This window comes from Streptomyces polyasparticus (assembly GCF_014493765.1).
Lineage (GTDB): Bacteria > Actinomycetota > Actinomycetes > Streptomycetales > Streptomycetaceae > Streptomyces > Streptomyces polyasparticus.
In genome coordinates this window covers 122255-138645 of sequence record NZ_JACTVJ010000030.1, presented here as the reverse complement: position 1 = coordinate 138645, position 16391 = coordinate 122255, and the positions used below count along the sequence as shown (strand labels likewise).

19 protein-coding genes and 1 pseudogene are annotated in these 16391 nt (G+C 69.4%); 5 read left to right on the top strand and 15 right to left on the bottom strand.

The genetic code is table 11. From position 1 onward, the window contains the following. A partial coding sequence (locus H9Y04_RS41195) for a helix-turn-helix domain-containing protein (RefSeq protein WP_187819390.1) occupies window positions 1–239 on the bottom strand: 239 nt, incomplete at its 3' end. Between H9Y04_RS41195 and H9Y04_RS41190 the strand changes: the two genes are divergently transcribed. Then, window positions 233–922, top strand: coding sequence for a DUF6766 family protein (locus H9Y04_RS41190; RefSeq protein WP_187819377.1), 690 nt, complete (start codon window positions 233–235; stop codon window positions 920–922). The genes H9Y04_RS41195 and H9Y04_RS41190 overlap by 7 nt on opposite strands. Before the next feature lie 36 nt (window positions 923–958). On the opposite strand, the gene H9Y04_RS41185 is transcribed toward H9Y04_RS41190, so the two are convergent. Then, window positions 959–1372 carry a hypothetical protein gene (locus H9Y04_RS41185; RefSeq protein WP_187819376.1) on the bottom strand — a complete coding sequence of 138 codons (414 nt, stop codon included), beginning with the start codon at window positions 1370–1372 and terminating at the stop codon, window positions 959–961. Window positions 1373–1427: 55 nt separating this feature from the next. Continuing rightward, window positions 1428–2393, bottom strand: coding sequence for an LLM class F420-dependent oxidoreductase (locus H9Y04_RS41180; RefSeq protein ID WP_187819375.1), 966 nt, complete (start codon window positions 2391–2393; stop codon window positions 1428–1430). Window positions 2394–2730: 337 nt separating this feature from the next. On the opposite strand from H9Y04_RS41180, the pseudogene H9Y04_RS41175 reads away from it, so the two are divergent. Further along, window positions 2731–3620, top strand: a pseudogene (locus tag H9Y04_RS41175) (SigB/SigF/SigG family RNA polymerase sigma factor). Window positions 3621–3803: 183 nt separating this feature from the next. Here the strand turns inward: H9Y04_RS41175 and H9Y04_RS41170 are convergent. Both H9Y04_RS41170 and H9Y04_RS41165 read right to left on the bottom strand, forming a co-directional pair. Further along, window positions 3804–5534: a methyltransferase gene (locus H9Y04_RS41170; RefSeq protein WP_187819374.1), complete on the bottom strand. Its 1731-nt coding sequence runs from the start codon at window positions 5532–5534 to the stop codon at window positions 3804–3806. Between the two features lie 94 nt (window positions 5535–5628). Then, the gene (locus H9Y04_RS41165) at window positions 5629–6840 is read right to left on the bottom strand and encodes a 4-hydroxybenzoate 3-monooxygenase (RefSeq protein WP_438818216.1); all 1212 of its coding nucleotides are present in this window, start codon (window positions 6838–6840) and stop codon (window positions 5629–5631) included. 228 nt (window positions 6841–7068) lie between these two features. On the opposite strand from H9Y04_RS41165, the gene H9Y04_RS41160 reads away from it, so the two are divergent. Next, the gene (locus tag H9Y04_RS41160; RefSeq protein WP_187819372.1) at window positions 7069–7242 is read left to right on the top strand and encodes a hypothetical protein; all 174 of its coding nucleotides are present in this window, start codon (window positions 7069–7071) and stop codon (window positions 7240–7242) included. A 157-nt stretch (window positions 7243–7399) separates the two neighbouring features. Here H9Y04_RS41160 and H9Y04_RS41155 read toward each other — a convergent pair whose 3' ends face one another. From H9Y04_RS41155 to H9Y04_RS41135, 5 genes are all read right to left on the bottom strand, one after another. Next, the gene (locus H9Y04_RS41155) at window positions 7400–7657 is read right to left on the bottom strand and encodes a DUF6479 family protein (protein WP_187819371.1); all 258 of its coding nucleotides are present in this window, start codon (window positions 7655–7657) and stop codon (window positions 7400–7402) included. Between the two features lie 106 nt (window positions 7658–7763). Beyond that, entirely contained in the window at window positions 7764–8774 is a 1011-nt protein-coding gene (locus H9Y04_RS41150; RefSeq protein WP_187819370.1) for an iron-containing redox enzyme family protein, read from the bottom strand. Continuing rightward, a complete protein-coding gene (locus H9Y04_RS41145) occupies window positions 8771–8956 on the bottom strand; it encodes a CDGSH iron-sulfur domain-containing protein (protein ID WP_438818217.1) in 186 nt (61 codons plus the stop codon). Before H9Y04_RS41145 ends, H9Y04_RS41150 begins: the two co-directional genes overlap by 4 nt. Before the next feature lie 61 nt (window positions 8957–9017). Next, window positions 9018–9719, bottom strand: a complete 702-nt coding sequence (locus H9Y04_RS41140) for a HemK2/MTQ2 family protein methyltransferase (RefSeq protein ID WP_187819389.1) — start codon at window positions 9717–9719, stop codon at window positions 9018–9020. A 266-nt stretch (window positions 9720–9985) separates the two neighbouring features. Further along, window positions 9986–11014 (bottom strand): PHP domain-containing protein, encoded by a 1029-nt coding sequence (locus H9Y04_RS41135; RefSeq protein WP_187819368.1) that lies wholly within the window; start codon window positions 11012–11014, stop codon window positions 9986–9988. A 182-nt stretch (window positions 11015–11196) separates the two neighbouring features. Here H9Y04_RS41135 and H9Y04_RS41130 point away from each other — a divergent pair, with 182 nt between their 5' ends. Continuing rightward, window positions 11197–11625 (top strand): DUF4240 domain-containing protein, encoded by a 429-nt coding sequence (locus tag H9Y04_RS41130; RefSeq protein WP_236072057.1) that lies wholly within the window; start codon window positions 11197–11199, stop codon window positions 11623–11625. Between the two features lie 137 nt (window positions 11626–11762). On the opposite strand, the gene H9Y04_RS41125 is transcribed toward H9Y04_RS41130, so the two are convergent. Further along, a complete protein-coding gene (locus H9Y04_RS41125; RefSeq protein ID WP_187819366.1) occupies window positions 11763–12794 on the bottom strand; it encodes a hypothetical protein in 1032 nt (343 codons plus the stop codon). A gap of 151 nt (window positions 12795–12945) precedes the next feature. Here H9Y04_RS41125 and H9Y04_RS41120 point away from each other — a divergent pair, with 151 nt between their 5' ends. Further along, a complete protein-coding gene (locus H9Y04_RS41120) occupies window positions 12946–13302 on the top strand; it encodes a hypothetical protein (RefSeq protein WP_187819365.1) in 357 nt (118 codons plus the stop codon). Between the two features lie 27 nt (window positions 13303–13329). Here H9Y04_RS41120 and H9Y04_RS41115 read toward each other — a convergent pair whose 3' ends face one another. From H9Y04_RS41115 to H9Y04_RS41100, 4 genes are read right to left on the bottom strand one after another with little or no spacing between them, the layout of a single operon-like run. Next, on the bottom strand, window positions 13330–13716 hold the full coding sequence (locus H9Y04_RS41115; RefSeq protein WP_308801911.1) for an STAS domain-containing protein: 387 nt from the start codon (window positions 13714–13716) through the stop codon (window positions 13330–13332). Next, complete coding sequence (locus tag H9Y04_RS41110) at window positions 13713–14957, bottom strand: PP2C family protein-serine/threonine phosphatase (RefSeq protein WP_187819364.1); 1245 nt, start codon at window positions 14955–14957, stop codon at window positions 13713–13715. Before H9Y04_RS41110 ends, H9Y04_RS41115 begins: the two co-directional genes overlap by 4 nt. Beyond that, entirely contained in the window at window positions 14957–15967 is a 1011-nt protein-coding gene (locus H9Y04_RS41105) for an ATP-binding protein (RefSeq protein WP_187819387.1), read from the bottom strand. Before H9Y04_RS41105 ends, H9Y04_RS41110 begins: the two co-directional genes overlap by 1 nt. A 5-nt stretch (window positions 15968–15972) precedes the next feature. After that, a complete protein-coding gene (locus tag H9Y04_RS41100) occupies window positions 15973–16350 on the bottom strand; it encodes an anti-sigma regulatory factor (RefSeq protein WP_236072074.1) in 378 nt (125 codons plus the stop codon). Between the last annotated feature and the right edge of the window lie 41 nt (window positions 16351–16391).

Here is a 16391-nt window from a genome sequence, read left to right as displayed (position 1 = left end):
CACTGCTGCAACGGCACCGCCGACACCTCGTTGAGGAACGCCAGTTCCTCGGTCCTCTTCCACGCCGTCAGCATCGCCGAGGTGGCGTTGTAGTTCACCCGCACCTGACGCGTCCACGCCTCGGTGCGGGCGGCGAGTGCCATGTTGTAGACCTTGCGGACGCATCCGAACGTGCGCGACAGCTCCGCATTCCTCCCCCGGCTAAAGCCGGAGGTCTCCCTGGAGAACTTCGATGACAGACAAGAAGCGACACCGATTCGTCCGCGACAACGGGCTGACACTCGCCTTCGGTACGGCCTTCCTGCTCACTCTGGTCGGGCAGGCTTTCGCAGGCCACGCAGAGTTCAACCACGAGCTGACGGCGGACGGGCTGGCGCCCATCGGTCTCGCCGCATACCTCGCCTCCTCGGACTTCGCCGTCGACGTCACGGAGAACTGGCAGTCGGAGTATCTGCAGTTCTTCCTGTTCATCCTGGGAACGGTGTGGCTGCTTCAGCGTGGTTCCCCGGAGTCGAAGGAGATCGGCGAAGCCGGTACGGAGTCCGACAAGGAACAGCACGTAGGGCGGTACGCCCGAGCCGACTCGCCGGCCTGGGCCCGCGCCCGTGACTGGCGCCAGCCGGTGTACGCGCGTTCGCTGGGTCTGCTGATGGGCGGACTGTTCCTGCTGTCGTGGTTCGCTCAATCCGTCGCCGGCTCCGCCGCCTACAACGAGCAGCGGTTGCGTCAACTGCAGCGCCCCCTGGGCTGGGGAGAGTACGTACTGGGCGCGGATTTCTGGAGCCGCAGTCTGCAGAACTGGCAGTCCGAGCTGCTTGCCGTGGCCTCGATGGCGATCTTCTCCGTCTATCTGCGCCAGCGCGGCTCACCGGAGTCCAAGCCGGTCGGCACGCCGCACGATGCCACGGGCGTCGAGAGCTGAGCCCGCCCGCGACCGTCGCTGCGGGTGGGGCGTCGGTCATCCGGGCGGTTGCCCCTCGTCGGCGCCGGTGAGCCGGAGCTGTACCTGTACCTCCTGGTCCCCGGAGACCGTGCCCTTCGCCTGTGCCACGAAGGCTTGCTCGAGCAGCGCTCGAATCCGTGCCACCGCGACGGGGCCGCCTTGCAGATCCGCCGTGACGGTGCCGGCGAGCAGGACGCCGGGGGAGGGCTCGGGGCTGTGGCCGGCGAGGAAACCCCCGGTCCATACATCGGGACGCCCCGGCTCCTTGTGTCCCGGTACGTCGTCTCCCCGGTCGGACGGAAACTGCGCCCTGAGGACGTCGAACACGGTGTCGGCGTCGGCCGCCGAACACTCGGCGAGGACCACCTGAACCAGGTCGGGGGACGGAGGGTGAGGCGGGCGGGCGGCTGAGGGCTCGGTGTGATTCACGCTGTCGTTCTCCCGGGATGTCGCAGGTGTCGGATGGCCGCGGGTACCCCGTACGTCACAGGCGGCGCAGTGCGGGCAGGAGTTTCTTCTCCGCCCAGTCGATGTAGGGGAGTTGGTGGTCGCCGCCCACCTGGACGAGGGCGATTTCGGTGAAGCCGGCGTCGACGTAGGGGCGTACCGCGTCGACGAACTCCTCGACGTCGTCACCACAGGGGATCTTCTCGGCGATGTCCTGCGGCGTGACGTACTGCGTCGCGCCCTCGAAGCCCGACGGTCCCGGCAGTTCGGCGTTGACCGGCCATCCGCCCGCCGACCAGCGGAACTGCTCATGGGCGCGGGCGATGGCCGCATCCTTGTCGGTGTCGTAGCAGACGGGCAGCTGACCGACCCGGGGCTTGCCACGACCACCGTGTGCATCGAACGAGGTGAGGAGCTCCTGCTTGGCCTCGGTCGCGATGACCAGGTCGGCCAGGCGCCCGGCCACGGAGCAGGAATGCTCACCCGATACGGCGATGCCGATGGGCGGGAGGTCATCGGGCAGGTCCCACAGGCGTGCGTTCGACACGTCGAAGTGGGTGCCCTGATGGTTGACGTTGTCGCCGGTGAAGAGCGCTCGGATGATCTCGACTGCTTCCTCGAGCATCCCCAGACGCACCTGTGCGGAGGGCCAGCCGGCGCCGACGACGTGTTCGTTGAGGTTCTCGCCCGAGCCCAGGCCCAGCCGGAAGCGGCCCTCGGAGAGCAGCTGCATCGTCGCGGCCTTCTGTGCCACCACGGCGGGGTGGTAGCGCATGGTCGGGCAGGTCACATACGTCATCAAGGGGATACGGGAGGTGGCCTGCGCGGCCGCGCCGAGGACGCTCCATGCGTAGGGCGAGTGCCCTTGGGACTCGAGCCACGGGAAGTAGTGGTCGGAGGTGACGGAGAAGTCGAAGCCGGCCTGCTCCGCCGCGACCAGGTCGCTGACCAGTGCGCGGGGCCCTGCCTGCTCGGTCATCATCGTGTAGCCGAATTGCACCATAAATGATCGGTTTGCCGAATCGCCTCGGCTGAAACGTCCTCGCGCCATCAGGACGAACGGCCGCCGATCCGGGGCATCGGGGAGTCCTGCCCGTCGAATCCCCGGGCTCCGGGCCTTCATCCCTCGAAGTGCGGGACGTTCGGCACGTAGGGCGAGGGATGAAGGTCCCGGTATGGGGGCTGGTCTGCGCGGAACGACTCTCCCACCCGGAGGAATCGGGGCCTGAGGGAGGAGAAGGCATGGGGAGAGCCATCCGGCGGATCGACCGGCAGCAGCACAGCGTCCGGCGAACGGTCACGGACGCACGCGTACGCAAGCGAACACAAGGAGCAGGGCGATGACCGGCGGGGCCGCCGGCGTGGACCGTACCGTGGGGTCGTCGGCGCGGGCTCGCGAGGAGCACACCGGTCCGCTGCCGGAGATCGACCGGGCGGATCAGATCGCGCCTCGGGACGCCCGCGAGTTGACGAAGGTGTTCTTCGACCGGCTCGGCCAGCTGGAGGCCGTTCGCCCGAGTATCTGTACACGCGCAACACCTTGATCGAGATGAACATCTCCCTGGTGCGCTACGTCGCCGGCCGATACCGCAACCACGGCAACGGACAGCTGGAGGACATCGTCCAGGTCGGGAACGTGGCCTTGATCAAAGCCATCGACCGGTTCGATGTGCACCGCGGTGTCGAGTTCTCCTCGTTCGCCGTCCCCTGGATTCTCGGCGAGATCAAGCGCTACTTCCGCGACACCACCTGGGCCGTGCATGTGCCGCGCAGACTCCAGGAATTCCGTATCGACCTGACCGATGCCCGCGAACGCCTGGCCGCCGCACTCGGCCGCGATCCCACGGTCAGGGAGCTCGCGGAGGACTTGCGTGTCAGCGAAGAGGACGTGGTGGAAGGCATCGTGGCGGCCAACGGCTACTCGGCCGACTCCCTCGAGACTCCGCAGGACACGTGCGACGCCGGCGCCGGAAGCAACCGAGGCCGCCCGCTCGCCGACGTCGTGGGCGACCCGGACCCCTCCTTCGAAACCTTCGAGCACCTCCATGCGCTGGCCCCGCTCCTCGCCGAACTCGACGTACGGGACCGCCGCATCATCGAGATGCGCTTCGGTGAGGAGATGACCCAGGCCGCCATCGGGAACGCCCTGGGTATCTCTCAGATGCACGTGTCCCGGCTCATCGCGCAAACCCTGGCGCGGCTGCGCCGGAGTCTGCTCGCCGAGGATTAGCGATGGGTCGTGGCGTGCCGCTCAGCGGTGATGGATGCGCGTACGGTCGGCCAGTCAGGCCAGGCGGCCGCACGGGAGGGAGCCTGATCATGCGGACACTCAGGCGAGTGAGAGGCGTGCTGTACGGCGCGGTGTGTCTGCTGGGATCAGATCGACGGCGTTAGCGTCCCTGCCCTGGCCCGTTCACACGATGTGAGCGCGGCCACCGTCAGCACCTCTTCCCGCGGAATCGGCCGTACGAGGTGCGCGGCGGGCGTGCAGTACGTGACTGTCGAGCGGCAGCCGGCTCTCGCCGACGAGGACCAGGCCCGCGTCGGTGAGGAGGCGTGCGTAATGCGCAAGGGAGCGCTCACGGCCGCCGATGTTGCACCGCATGCGCAGATCCCATGCGGTCGCCAGGGAAGGGGAGTTGTCGGTGGGCAGCAGCCGCTCGACGATGAGCAGGTCGGCGTCGGCGGTCATCGCGGCCGCACAGTGGCGCAGGATCTGCCGGCACGTTTCGTCGTTCCAGTCGTGCAGGATGCGCGACAGAAGGTAGACGTCCTTGCCGGACGGTACGTCGGCGAAGTCGCCTGCGACGAAGGTGCACCGCGTGGCGTCCAGACGTCGGCGGGCGGCCTCGACGACATGGGGGCGTTCGAGCAGGACGGCGTCGAGGCCCGGGTGGGCGGCGAGGATACGGCCGAGGAGTTCACCGTTGCCGCCGGCGATGTCGACGACGGTCGCGCCCTGCGGCCTGCCGGCCGCCGCGGCGAGCACCGGGTGGGTGGGCAGCGGGTCGAACATGCGCCGGCTCGCGGCCATGGACTGGTCGAAGAGCTCGGCGAGTTGAGGATCGGCGGCGAAGTGGTCGAAGTGGTTCGTGCCGAAGAGATGCTCGAAGGCCACCTGGCCGGTGCGCACGGTGTAGGCGAGGGCTCCGAACGACTCGTAGAACGGACCGCCGTACATCAGGGCCAGCGGGCGCATGGAGCCGGGATCATCGCCACGCAGCAACGCGCCCAGGGCCGTCAGGCGAAAGGTGCCAGGCCCCTCTTCGACGACCACGCCCAGCATGGCGAGGTAGCGCAGCAGCACGGTCAGACTGTCCGGGTCCGCGCCCACGGTCCCCGCCAGTGCCACCGCGTCGCGCGCCGTATCGATGTCCATGGCATCGGCGACCCGCAGCTGCGCATACACGCTGAGCGCCTGTGTCGTCCATGCCCCCGTGAGCATCCGCAGCATCGTTTCGGCGGGCTGGCCGCGGCGGAACTCCGTCAGATGGGAGTCGAGTTGATCGCGATGGTCACCGGGCGCATACAGCTCGATGCGCCGGTACGGGGCCTTGGACGAGGCCGGTGCGGCGAAGTGGAACACGGTGCCGTTCTCGTGCGGGTTGTATCCGCCGCCGTCCGGGACTGCCCCGTGGTGGGTGAAACAGGACCGCAGACCGCGCAGCACCAGCGGACCGGGATCGTCGATCTCGAAGGCGACATGCGCCTCGTCGTGCCGGACTCGTTCCTGTACGGCGATGTCCTCGAGAGCCGAGCCCGGCGGCACCGTGAGGGCGAACACCTCGATCACCCGTGAGCGTCCGTCGTGTCCGAGGACCGCCGGCCGCAGGATGCCGACCTCGAGGTCGACGGCGGCGCGTCCGTACCGCAGAGCCAGACGTTCGCGTACCACGACGCTCGGCTGGGGCGGTGCGTCGGTGAAGAGTCCGCACTCGGCGAGCGTTGCGTGCAACGCATCGGGATGGGAGGGAAAGACGAGCAGTGCCGCGTGCGCGAAATGGCACTGCTCCACCAGTGCGCGCAGCTCCGGCCCGTCGAGGCCGGGGAGAAGCAGCGGCAGGAGGCTTTCGCTGTCCTGCCCGGTGACGAAGTCGACCGCCGCGCGCAGGCGCGACGTGTCGTCCGACAACGCCGTGATCATTCGAGGATGTCCCTCATTCCGCTGTTCGGTGGGGTGGTGCACAACAGTCGGTGCGATGGATGCACCGGCTGGTCTCATGGGCCGCAAGGTGCGGTCAGATGCCGACGTAGCGCTCGGCGAACCAGTCCTGATGGCTGCGGGAGGCGCGCAGTTCGGCCATACGGGCAAGTCGCGTCCGGTTGTGGAACAGGGACCCGCTGTCCGTGCCGGACGGACCGTGCAGCAGGTCGACCATCCAGCGCGAGAACTCCTGAGCGGCCCAGATGCGCGTCAGACAGCGTGCCGAGTACGCCTCCAGACCGCTGGAGTCGCCATTGGTGAGGTCGTCGATCAAGGCTTGAGCGAGCAATTCTGCGGCGAGGACGGCCAGGTTGGCGCCTTTGGCCGCGGCCGGACTGACGAGGCCGGCCGCGTCGCCCGCCAGGAACAGGGCGCCGTGCCGCAGTGGTTCCAGCACATCCGACTCGAACGCGACGGTGCCGCGCTGCACGATGGGGCCGCGCCGCAGGGGGCCGTACTCCTTGGCTTGCATCCGCAGCTCGAGCTCGTCCCAGATCCGTTCCTGTGACCAAGCCTCGGCCGGGGTGCCGCGCGGAACTTGCAGGTAGTAGCGGGTGATGTCGGCGCTGCGTGCCATGTGCCCGGCGAACCCCCGGGGATGGACCGCGTAGCCGACGGCGTCCATGCTGGGCGGTGCCTCGGCGAGCAGTCCCAGCCACGTCACCCGGTGATCGCGCTGATAGCGCCGCACACTGCCGTCCGGCAGCGATCGGCGCGCCGCACCGTGCCGTCCGTCGCACCCGGCGATGTACCGCGCCTGCCACCGAGTGACGCGCCCGTCGGGAGCCCGCACGCTCACCCACGGCCGGTGGCCGTTCGCGTCGTGCACGGCGACCACTTCGGTCTCGAAGTGAATCCGTCCACCGGCGGCCAGGTAGTGCGCCAGCAGGTCGGTCACCAACGCCTGTTGGGGGTAGACGGTGTGCCGTTCCCCGCGCCCCAGCTCGCTGTAGTCCAGGCGGAACCTGCCCTCGTCGGTACGGAACTCGCACACGCTGTGCGGCTGCCCGCCGCGATGCAGTCCGCCGGACAGCCCGTACCGGTCGAGAATCCGCACCGTATTCGCGGCCAGGAACCCCGCACGAGCCCGACTCTGGATGTGACTGCGGCTGCCCCGCTCCAACACGACGCTGTCGATCCCGCGCGCCTGCAGCAGATTGGCGAGTACGAGACCGGCTGGACCGGCCCCGAGAATCACCACGTCCGCTGTTGTTCCGTCACCACGGGGGTGTTGACCTTCTGTCACGCAGCGGATCTTATGCACACCAAATGCATCGCAACGTCGGATATAACCTGTTTGTGCAGGTGAGTTGAGGGTTCGGAGGTTCGAGAGCCTGCAAGTGCCCTCAGGGCGGACTCGACCAGTTCTGGTGCCTTGGTGCGTCGCCTCGCCGCGACGTCCATTGTTTGGGCCCCGGGGGCTCGGGCACGCGGGACCACAGACCGCTCACCGAGGCAACGAAGGGACTGAACCATGAGTGCCGGAGAAAAGGCCAAGGCGAAGGCGGAGCAGATCGCCGGCAAGGTCGTGAAGAAGGGCGCCCATATGCTCGGCGACGACAAGACCGCGGCCAAGGGCGCGGCCCTTGAGACCCGTGGAAAGGCGCGCGGCGGCAAGGAGAAGGGCAAGGACGCCTTCAAACACTGAAGACCGTCCCGCCGCCAAGCTGTTGGCCCTCTCGAATCGATACGGGTGCTCCCGTTCCACGATCTCGTGGAACGGGAGCACCCGTATCAGAGGCGCGGTCTCCTTGACGCTCCGGCGACGACCTTCCAGTCGTCGGGGCCAGGTCAGCCGTGCCGGGTCAGCGGTGCGGGTTGCCCTGGTCCGGATCGTCGTCCGGCGTCTGCCAGCCGGTGCCGCGCTGCGCCTGAGCATCGGGGGAGCCTGCGCCTCGGCCCGGCGAGGCGGGCGGCTGGCTGCGCTTGCGCCGGGCGGCGCGGCGTTGGCCCGCGACGAACATGCCGAGCAGGACCAGAACCACGATGACACCGACGATGATCAACCACAGAGGAGCGGTGCTGGATGCGGCCAGTTCGGTGAGGTTGCTGTGCGTGTGCATGATCGACGTGTATCCCTTCCGTGCGTGCGACCCGCCATGACGCCCAGATGGCTCAGGACGACGGATCCGGTGGATGACGTGTGCGGGGCGCCTGCTCCCTTCGTCGTCAGGTGACGAGGGCGCTACGGCCTGTGCGCCACCGGCCCAGCAGGAACTCGGCGAGGCGGCCCTCCAGGAAGTCGGTGGCACAGATGCCGAACGCGACGTCGGCGTCCAGCTGCGGCTCCGCTTCCAGCAGTCCGCCCACCACGTCGCGGCGTACGACCTGCTCGTGCACGGCGTCGGCTTCGACGTGTTCGTCGTAGAAGCGCTGCGCTGCCTTCCCCGCGCCGATCCGCCGAAGGCCTTGCGCCAGGCGGCGTGAGCCGGGCGAGGAAGTGATCTCCACTGCGGCGAAGTGACCGACCAGGGCGCCTCGCAGACTGCGGTGGAGACCGAACAGCGACATCAGATTGACCGTGGCCAGGACTTCGGCGGGTGCGCTGTCGAGGTAATGGCCGTAGCCGGTGTCGAGGCCGAGGTCGCGCATCAGGTCGGCGAACAGCCGGGCGTGCACATCCTCGGCCCGGCCGGCGCCGAACTCGTCGTACTCGATCGCCACCATCGCTGCCTTGGCCCTGCCGTGCAGGCGGGGGATCACCCAGGCGTGCGGATCCGCCTCTTTGAGGTGGTAGAGCGAGCGCAGCGCTGCGTATTCCTGGAAGTGGTGCAGTTGCCCCTCGCGTTGGAGGTGGTGACTGACGCCGTCCTGGTCGTAGCCGGCCGGTTCCACCAGCAGGTCGGCGATCGTCCGGTCGGCATCCTGGCGCGGGGCGGCATCCTTGCGCAGCGCATGGAGGAAGCGTTCCTCGAGCAGACGCCGCACCCTGAGCAGATCCGGGTCCCACTCGTGGTCTTCGTCGACGTCCGCAAAGCCCTGGTAGTGCAGCTCGTACAGGACATAGAGCGCCAGGTGCAGGTCGTCCCCGTAGGGGCCGGCTGCGCCGATCTGCTCGGCAGTCGGCAATGGCGAGCCGGGCAGACGCAGGGCCTTCATGACGGCCTCGGACACCTGTCCTCGCGCGCGCGGCAGCACGGGGGTGCGGGTACGTGATTCGAGGAGCTGGCCGGCGCTCATGATGGGGCGTCCTCGGACTCGGCTGCGTGTTCATGTCCCTCATCCGCGGCCTTGGACTGCCTTGCACGTGTGCGGCTGCGGTGGCTGGTGTCGCACCACGGGTAGGTGCGGCTTCGCCTGCAGGTGCAGATCGCGACCTGGAACCTTCGGGAGATGTGCGACGTGCCGTCACCGTCGATCACCTCCACCGGTCCTTCGATGAGCAGCGGCCCGGTGTGATCGGCATGAACACGACGCGGGCGTTCAGAGGCGCTGGGCACGGATCACCACCACTTCCTCCGTCGTCGTGTCCGGCGCGAGCAGACCCCTCGCGCGCAGCCAGTCGCGCCGGGCGCGCAGGACCGGGCCGAAGGGGATGTGAGCCCGGTCGACGACCGCACCCTCCAGCCCGAGGGCGGCGAGGTGCTCCAGGCTTGCCTGGGCGTCGCTCAAGGCGGAATGCACCATCAGCAACGTTCCTCCGGGGCGTAGAGCCCGGGCCGCGGTCCGGCACACGGCGTCGATGACGCGGCGCCCGTCGCGACCGCCGTCCCAGGCCTGGGCAGGGCCACGGCGCGGCAGCGAGTCGGAGGGGGACGGAACGTAGGGCGGGTTGCTGGTGATGATGTCGAAGGAGGCCGCCCGGCCGGTCCAGGCACCGAGGTCGTCGCGGCGCACAGTGATGTTCGCGCGGTTGATGAGGGCGTTGGCGCGTGCGGTCCATACGGCCCTGCGGGAGAGATCCACCGCGCTCACGTTCGCTCCCCGCCGGGCTGCGGCCACGGCGACGGCGCCGGACCCGGTCCCCAGGTCGAGCAGGTCCGTGCCGGGCCCGACGTCCTCACGGTCCAGGGCACGGATCAGGAGGCCGGTGTCGTACGTGGGTGCGTAGACCCCCGGCAAGATGATCAGACGCGGTGCCTGCCGCTGAGGGCCGGCCTGCCGCGTGTGCGGCACCGTCGACATAGCCACCTCAGGGTCCATAGGACTCACGAAGAACATGCCTCTTTCAAGCCTCCTTCGGTCTCACCCGGCTCGCCACCCGAGCTGCGTACGCGGTCACCGCGTGAGCTCGCCGCTCCCAGGCCACCGAGTGCCCCACCTGGCACATCTCGCACCTCAGGGCCGCCAGGACGGCGGATACGAGAGCGGCGCCGTCTGCTTCGGAAGGGCCTGGATGCCGTACGTGTCGGTCGGGAGCCGAACAGTGCCGTGGGAGGCGCCCGCGATCGTCAGGAGGCGGAGCGGGCCCGGCTCCCGCGGGTCCAGGCGAGCAGTTCCTCGGCTGTCCAGGTGGTCACCACGCGTTCCGCGGGTACGCCGCACTCCTCGGCCCGTGCGCAGCCGATGATCTGCCAGTCCAGCTGGCCGGGCGCGTGCGCGTCGGTGTCGACGGCGAACAGCACCCCGGCCTCGACGGCTCGGCGCAGCAGACGCCGCGGCGGGTCGAGCCGTTCCGGACGACTGTTGATCTCCACCGCCGTGCCCGCTGCGGCGCACGCGGCGAACACCTCGTCCGCGTCGAACTGCGATTCGGGACGGCCGCGCCCGGTGACCAGCCGGCCGGTGCAGTGCCCGAGGATGTCGGCGCGGGGGTCGCCGACCGCGCGGATCAGGCGGCGGGTCATCGACGCCGCGTCCATGCGCAGCTTGGAGTGGACGGAGACCACCACCACGTCGAGCTGGTCGAGCAGTTCCGGCTCCTGGTCGAGGGACCCGTCGTCCAAGATGTCGCACTCGATGCCGGTGAGCAGCCGGAAGGGAGCCCAGGTCTCATTGAGCCGGGCAATGACGTCCAGTTGCTCGCGCAGCCGTTGCGGAGACAGCCCACGCGCGATCGTCAGCCGCGGCGAGTGGTCGGTGAGCACCGCCCATTCGTGCCCGATCTGCCGTGCGGCCCGGCCCATTTCCTCGATGGGGCTCCCGCCGTCGGACCAGTCGGAGTGCAGGTGACAGTCGCCCCGCAGCAGCGCCCGCAGCTCGGCGCCGCCCTCCGTGATCGGTTCGCGCGCCTCGTCCTGCAGCCGCTCCAGATATGCGGGTACGGCCCCAGCCAGCGCCTCACGGATGACACTTGCGGTCTTGGGCCCGATGCCCTTGAGCGACTCCAGCGATCCGTCGGCGGCGCGGCTCGCGACCTCACCCTCGGCGAGGCCCTGAACGACCGCTGCCGCTGTACGGAAGGCACGCACCCGGTACGTGGGCGCGCGGCCACGCTCCAGCAGAAAGGCGATCCGCTCCAGCGCCTCGACGGGCTCCATCCGACACCTCCAGCCTCCGTACGCGTCCCCGCACACGGGCCTTGCGCCACTTTCCAGGGTGACGCAGGCATCCGATCGCGGCATGGGGGAACCGACGCCGAGCGCTACGCGGGCGGATCCGTGACAGCAAACTCGCGGTCCGAAAGCCAGGGCTGTCAGACCACTGCGTCATGCTCGCCGTCATGGACGAAGACGCCTTCTGGCAGCTCATCGAGGATTGCCGGCCCAGGAAACCTGACCCGGACGCCGAAATCCTTGCAGCCACGCTCACCGAGCGGCTTGGCCAGTGCCCGCTGGCGCAGGTCATCGGCTTTGCCGAACAACTGTCGTGGGCGCTCTACCGGCTGGACCGCAAGGAGCACGCACACGACCTGGGAGGAGACGCCTTCCTCTACACACGCGCCGCGATCGTCGCCGCCGGCCGCACGGAATTCGACAGCGTCCTTCAGGACCCTTCGGCCTTCACTCCGTACGCAGCCAACCTCATCTGGGCCGAACCCCTGCTCTACGTCCCGGACCTGGCATACCGACGAATCACAGGGGAGGACTGGGACCGTGATACCCGGTACTCCTACGAATCCGGCTCCAATATCGAGGGCTGGGCTGATTGAACGGCCTCACCTGCGGGCGGCGACGAACGCCATCGCCGTTGATCGTTCTCACGGATGGTGCGCCAGAGACCAGAACCGGCAGCACGTGTACATGAGTTGGGCACGGCACGTTCGATGCTCATGAGATCGCCCGCGGACTACTGGATGCTCCAGCGGTGTGGGTGGTCGGGATCGGCGGGGCAGGCGACGACGTTGAGTTCGCCGAATCGGCCCACAGTGACGCCCGTGGGCTGGGCGTACCGGTGGGTGGGCAGGTCTCGGTCCTCGAGCGGTTTCCAGCTTCTGCTGCCGCCGTCCCATTCCGAGCTGTCGATGGTCAGCAGGAGGTGCATCGGTGTCCTGCAGGTCTGGTAGTCCATGGGGTAGGGGTCGGTCGTGTGCCAGGAGGCGAAGCCGCCGACACGCCAGCCGGGCGGGGTGGACAGGTCGTACTGGTAGCAGATCGGCCCGGTCGCGTCCTCGTCCGCCGACTGATCGGCCACCTGTTCCTGGGCTTCCTCCCAGGCGTCGATCCGGGCGCACAGCTTGTCGGGCAGGAGGCCGGCGTAGGGATAGCTGATCACCTGCTCCGGGTGCAGCACGCTGGGCTCGGGTACGAACCCGTCAGCTCCGACGACTGTCGGTTGCGGGGGTGCGGACAGGACGTCCCCGACTTCCCACGAACGCCGCCAGCGCAGGTGCAGCTCCAGGTCGTATCGGCTCGGGCCGTGCGCGTTGAACGGACACCAGAACACCTGGAGCAGATCGCAGTCGTCCGGCCCCGTCGGCAGGTCTGGGACATCCCGTCGGTACAGCTGCGCCAAGCCGATCATCGGCAGCGGTTCCGTCCCCGACACCTTCGGAAGTCGATGCTCCAGGCGCAGCTCGGCCAGGAGCTTTCGTTCCTCCTCCGTGGGGCCTGGGTTCTGTTCCCGGTTCCAGGCGTCAGCCAGGATCCGCCGATAGCGGTGGATGTCGGCCGGGCGCCTGCCACGCCCGCGGCCGTGGGCCGCCCCGCAGACCGGCCATGGCTCGTCCGCCGGCCACAGCATGGGTCCGCCCACCGAGCTGGCCGACATCTGCGGGCTGCCCGGCCGCGGGTGGAGCCGCGTAGTGGTGCCTCGGTAGGCCGCCAATTCCGGGAAGAGCGCCTCGGCATCCAGCGGCCGTGGGGGCGTGGTTCTCGTCATGGAACGCGACCTTGGACAGGCAGCGGAGCGGCGCCCGCCCCCGGGCAACCCGGCAGCAACTTCGCCACGCGGTGGAAACCTGCGCCGCCCCCAACTCAACTGCCCCTGCGCAGCACGCACTGCCGAGGCCGGGCAAAAGTACGCTGCCCTCGTGACGCTCTACTTCGACGCGGCGGCGGTCCTGTTCCAGGCGTACCCAAGCTTCAACGGGCGCTGGGAGGACCGCCTGTGGCTCAACGTCCCGGGGCCGGTGTACGGCGCCGAGACGGACACCTGCGCGACCGGTCGGCTCGAAGCCCCGCGTCATATCCACTACGGCGGGCCGTACTTCACCGAGTACGTGTACCGCCAGCCGCAGTCTCCCGGTCGGCGTCAGCGGGGCATTACGGTGGACCACGAGGGCCTTCTGAGACTCGGCGTCGATGTCGCAATCCACACCGAACCCAGAAGGCCCTCACCCGTGCAAGACCACCGACACGTCACCAACCTGTCCGGACAACACATCTAGATCGACGCTTGAGCCGCAGCGCGGCGCCTAGTCGTGATCCGTCACGGAGCTCGTTCCCCGGGCTTTCGCGGCCGTGAACGCCTCGTCGGGGGAGTCGTGCGACGGGAGCACGGCGGTGAGGCCCGTTATGTTCAGGACTCTGGCGACGGTGGGAGTCACGCCGCAGAGGGCGATTCCCGCTCGGCGGCCGAGCGCCGTGTTGCGGGCGGCGATGAGCTGGGTGATTCCGCTGGAGTCGCAGAAGGACACATGCGACAGGTCGAGGACCAGCAGGTCGCCGGTCTCCAGGTGCAGGCTCTCCAACTCCTTGCGGACGGTGGGCGTGGCGTCGTAGTCGAGCTCTCCGGCGATGGTCAGGACGGTGCCACCGCGGCATGCGCGGTGCGCCACCCTGAGGTGGCTGGTGGGGGTCACGGTGTTCCACCTTGGGTCGGCGTGGTGCGGCGCACCGCCAGGGCGACGGTGTCGTCGGGGTGCAGGATCTGGGTGTGGAGCTCTGCCGCCAGCGCGCCGGGAATCTCCTCTATGGGGTGATGGCGCAGCCGGGTCGCGGCGGCGGTGAGCCGGGCCTCGCCCTCGATCGGGTTGCGACGGCTCTCGGTCAGACCGTCGGTGTAGAGGACCAACAGGTCACCAGGGGCAAGGGTTTCATGCCGTACGGCGTCGCTGCCGGGCATCGGGTAGCCGATGCCGCGACCGCGCACCTCCACCAGGGTGGAGGTGCCGTCGTTGCGTACGAGGAGCGGCGGTGGGTGGCTTCCGTTGGCCACGGAGAGCCGCCCGGTCGTGGGATCGAGGCGTACGAGCAGCACCGTCGACATCAGCTCGGCGTCGAAAGGCAGCAGGATCTCGTCGGTGCGGGCGACGATCGAGTCGAGCGGGTGTCCCTCGAGGGCGAGGGTGCGGACGGCGTGGGTCACGTTGAGGGCGCTGCGGGTGCTGGTCACGCCGTGGCCGAGTGCGTCGACGAGGGTGATGTGGACGCTGCCGTCGGGCAGTTGGAACCAGTCGTACAGATCGCCGCCGGTCGGCGCGTGGATATCGGCGGGGGCGTAGTGCACGGCCATCTCCAGGCCCGGGATCCGGACCGGCGGGGGCCGTAGCGCGTCCTCGAGTTCGCGCAGGGTCCGGCCGTGGGCGCGGCGCAGCTGTTCGTCGCGCTCCTCCAACTGGACGTAGAGGGCGAGCACTCCGCTGTTGGTCTCGTTCAACTCGCGGGTCAGCCGCTCCTGTTCGGCGGCGAGCGCGTCGGCCCGCTCGACGGCTGCTCGCAACTCCTCTTCGAGCAGGTCCAGCTGACCGGCGGAACTCTCCACCATGGGGGCGTGCGCCTGCGTCGGCAGGCGCCACAGGGTCACGGCGCCCGGCAGCTGTTCGGCCGGCAGCGGAAGGTTGGGCGGTGCGGGAACGCCCGACGGGGTGAGCGGAGTGCGCAGCCGTACGGTCAGCTCTGGTGGGCGTCCGTCCGGTGCCGGTTCGGGGGCCACGTGCAGGGTGACGAGGCGGCCCGCGTTGAGCTCCGCCGCCGCCACGGTGGATACGGACAGGGTGAGCCGGGCCCTCAGCTCGGCGGGCAGGTGCCACTGGTGGGCGAGTCGGCGCAAGGCGGCACGCAGCCCCGGCAGGGAGTGGTGCGTGGTGCCGTGAGTGATCATCAGGTCCCCCTGGTGGTGCCGGAGACGAGGATGGTGGCGTCGTCCCGTGACAGACGGTGGCTGTGGGCGAGGGCCGCGGCGAGCAGCGGTGCGGGCAGGCGCAGCAGGGCCGGGGTCGGCTGCCGTGCCCAGGCATCGTCTATGCCGTCGGTGTGCGCGACCACGGAACTTCCCGCCGGTGCCGTCATCCGCTCGACGTGCGGGGCGGGAAGGTTCCAGCCCACCACACCGGGGCGGGGCGACATCCGCCGCACCGTTCCGTCCGGTGTGGTCAGTGCGGCGCGGACATTGCCCACGCCGCAGTGCTCGACGCTGCCGGGGCGCAGCCTGAGCAGGGCGACCGCCGCACCGCGGGTGCGCCGCAGTGCTTTGTGCAGGCAGTCGAGCAGTTCGAGGAGCGGTGCGTCGCCCGCGTCGAGGAAGGCCTGGACGGCTGTACGGGACGCGTCGGAGGCGGCCTTGCCGTGGCCCAGTCCGTCGATCACGGCGAACGTACGGCTGTCGTGGTTGCGTTGCACGGCCCAGCCGTCGCCGCACTCCTGCTCGCCCTCGGCCGTGAGCAGCAGGGTGCCGAGGGCGGGCTCCGTGGTGACCGGCGTGCTGCCGGGAACGGACAGGCGTGCGCAGACCAGGGTGCCGGCGCCGGGGCGGGAGCGGATGGTCAGCTCGCTGGCCATCCGCTGTACGGCACCGAGACCCGAACCGAGCGAGTTGGTGCTGGTGTAGCCGTCGGCCATGCACAGGGCGGGGTCGGCCATTCCGGGGCCGTGGTCGACGGCGATGACCTGGACGCCGGTTCCGTCCGGTGGTTTCTGGATGTAGAGGGCGCCGTTCTTGGCGTGCTTGACCACGTTGCTGGCCAGTTCACTGGCAAGGACCGCGGCACGCTCGGGCAGCGCACCGCTCAGACCGCAGGACTGAGCGGTGGCGCGTGCGGCGTTGGCGGCCAGATGGACGGCGCTGTAATGGTCCATCCGTACGAGCGTGGCTGCCAGGCCGTGCGCCGTCATCGCGGTCACCGGTTGTTCCAGCGAATCGCCGTCACGGTGGTGCCTTGGCCGACGACCGTGTCCACGTCGAACTCGTGCATGAGGCGACGCGCCCCGCCCAGGCCGTGGCCGAGTCCGGCGCCCGTGGTCCAGCCGTCGGTCAGGGCCTTTTCGAGGTCGGGGATGCCGGGGCCGTTGTCCCGCACGATCAGGCGGACGCCCGCGCGTGCGCCGTGTCCGAGCACCTCGATCGTCAACGAGCCGCCGCCGCCGTGCACATAGGCGTTGCGGGCGAGCTCGCTGGCCGCGGTCACGATGCGGGTCTGGTCCACCAGGGCGAACCCGGCCTCGACCGTGGCCGACCGCACCGCGTGCCGGACTGTCAGCAGGTCCTGCTCGCTCATCACCGCATGGGTCGTCGCTGCGCCGGGCGCCACATCCAGGC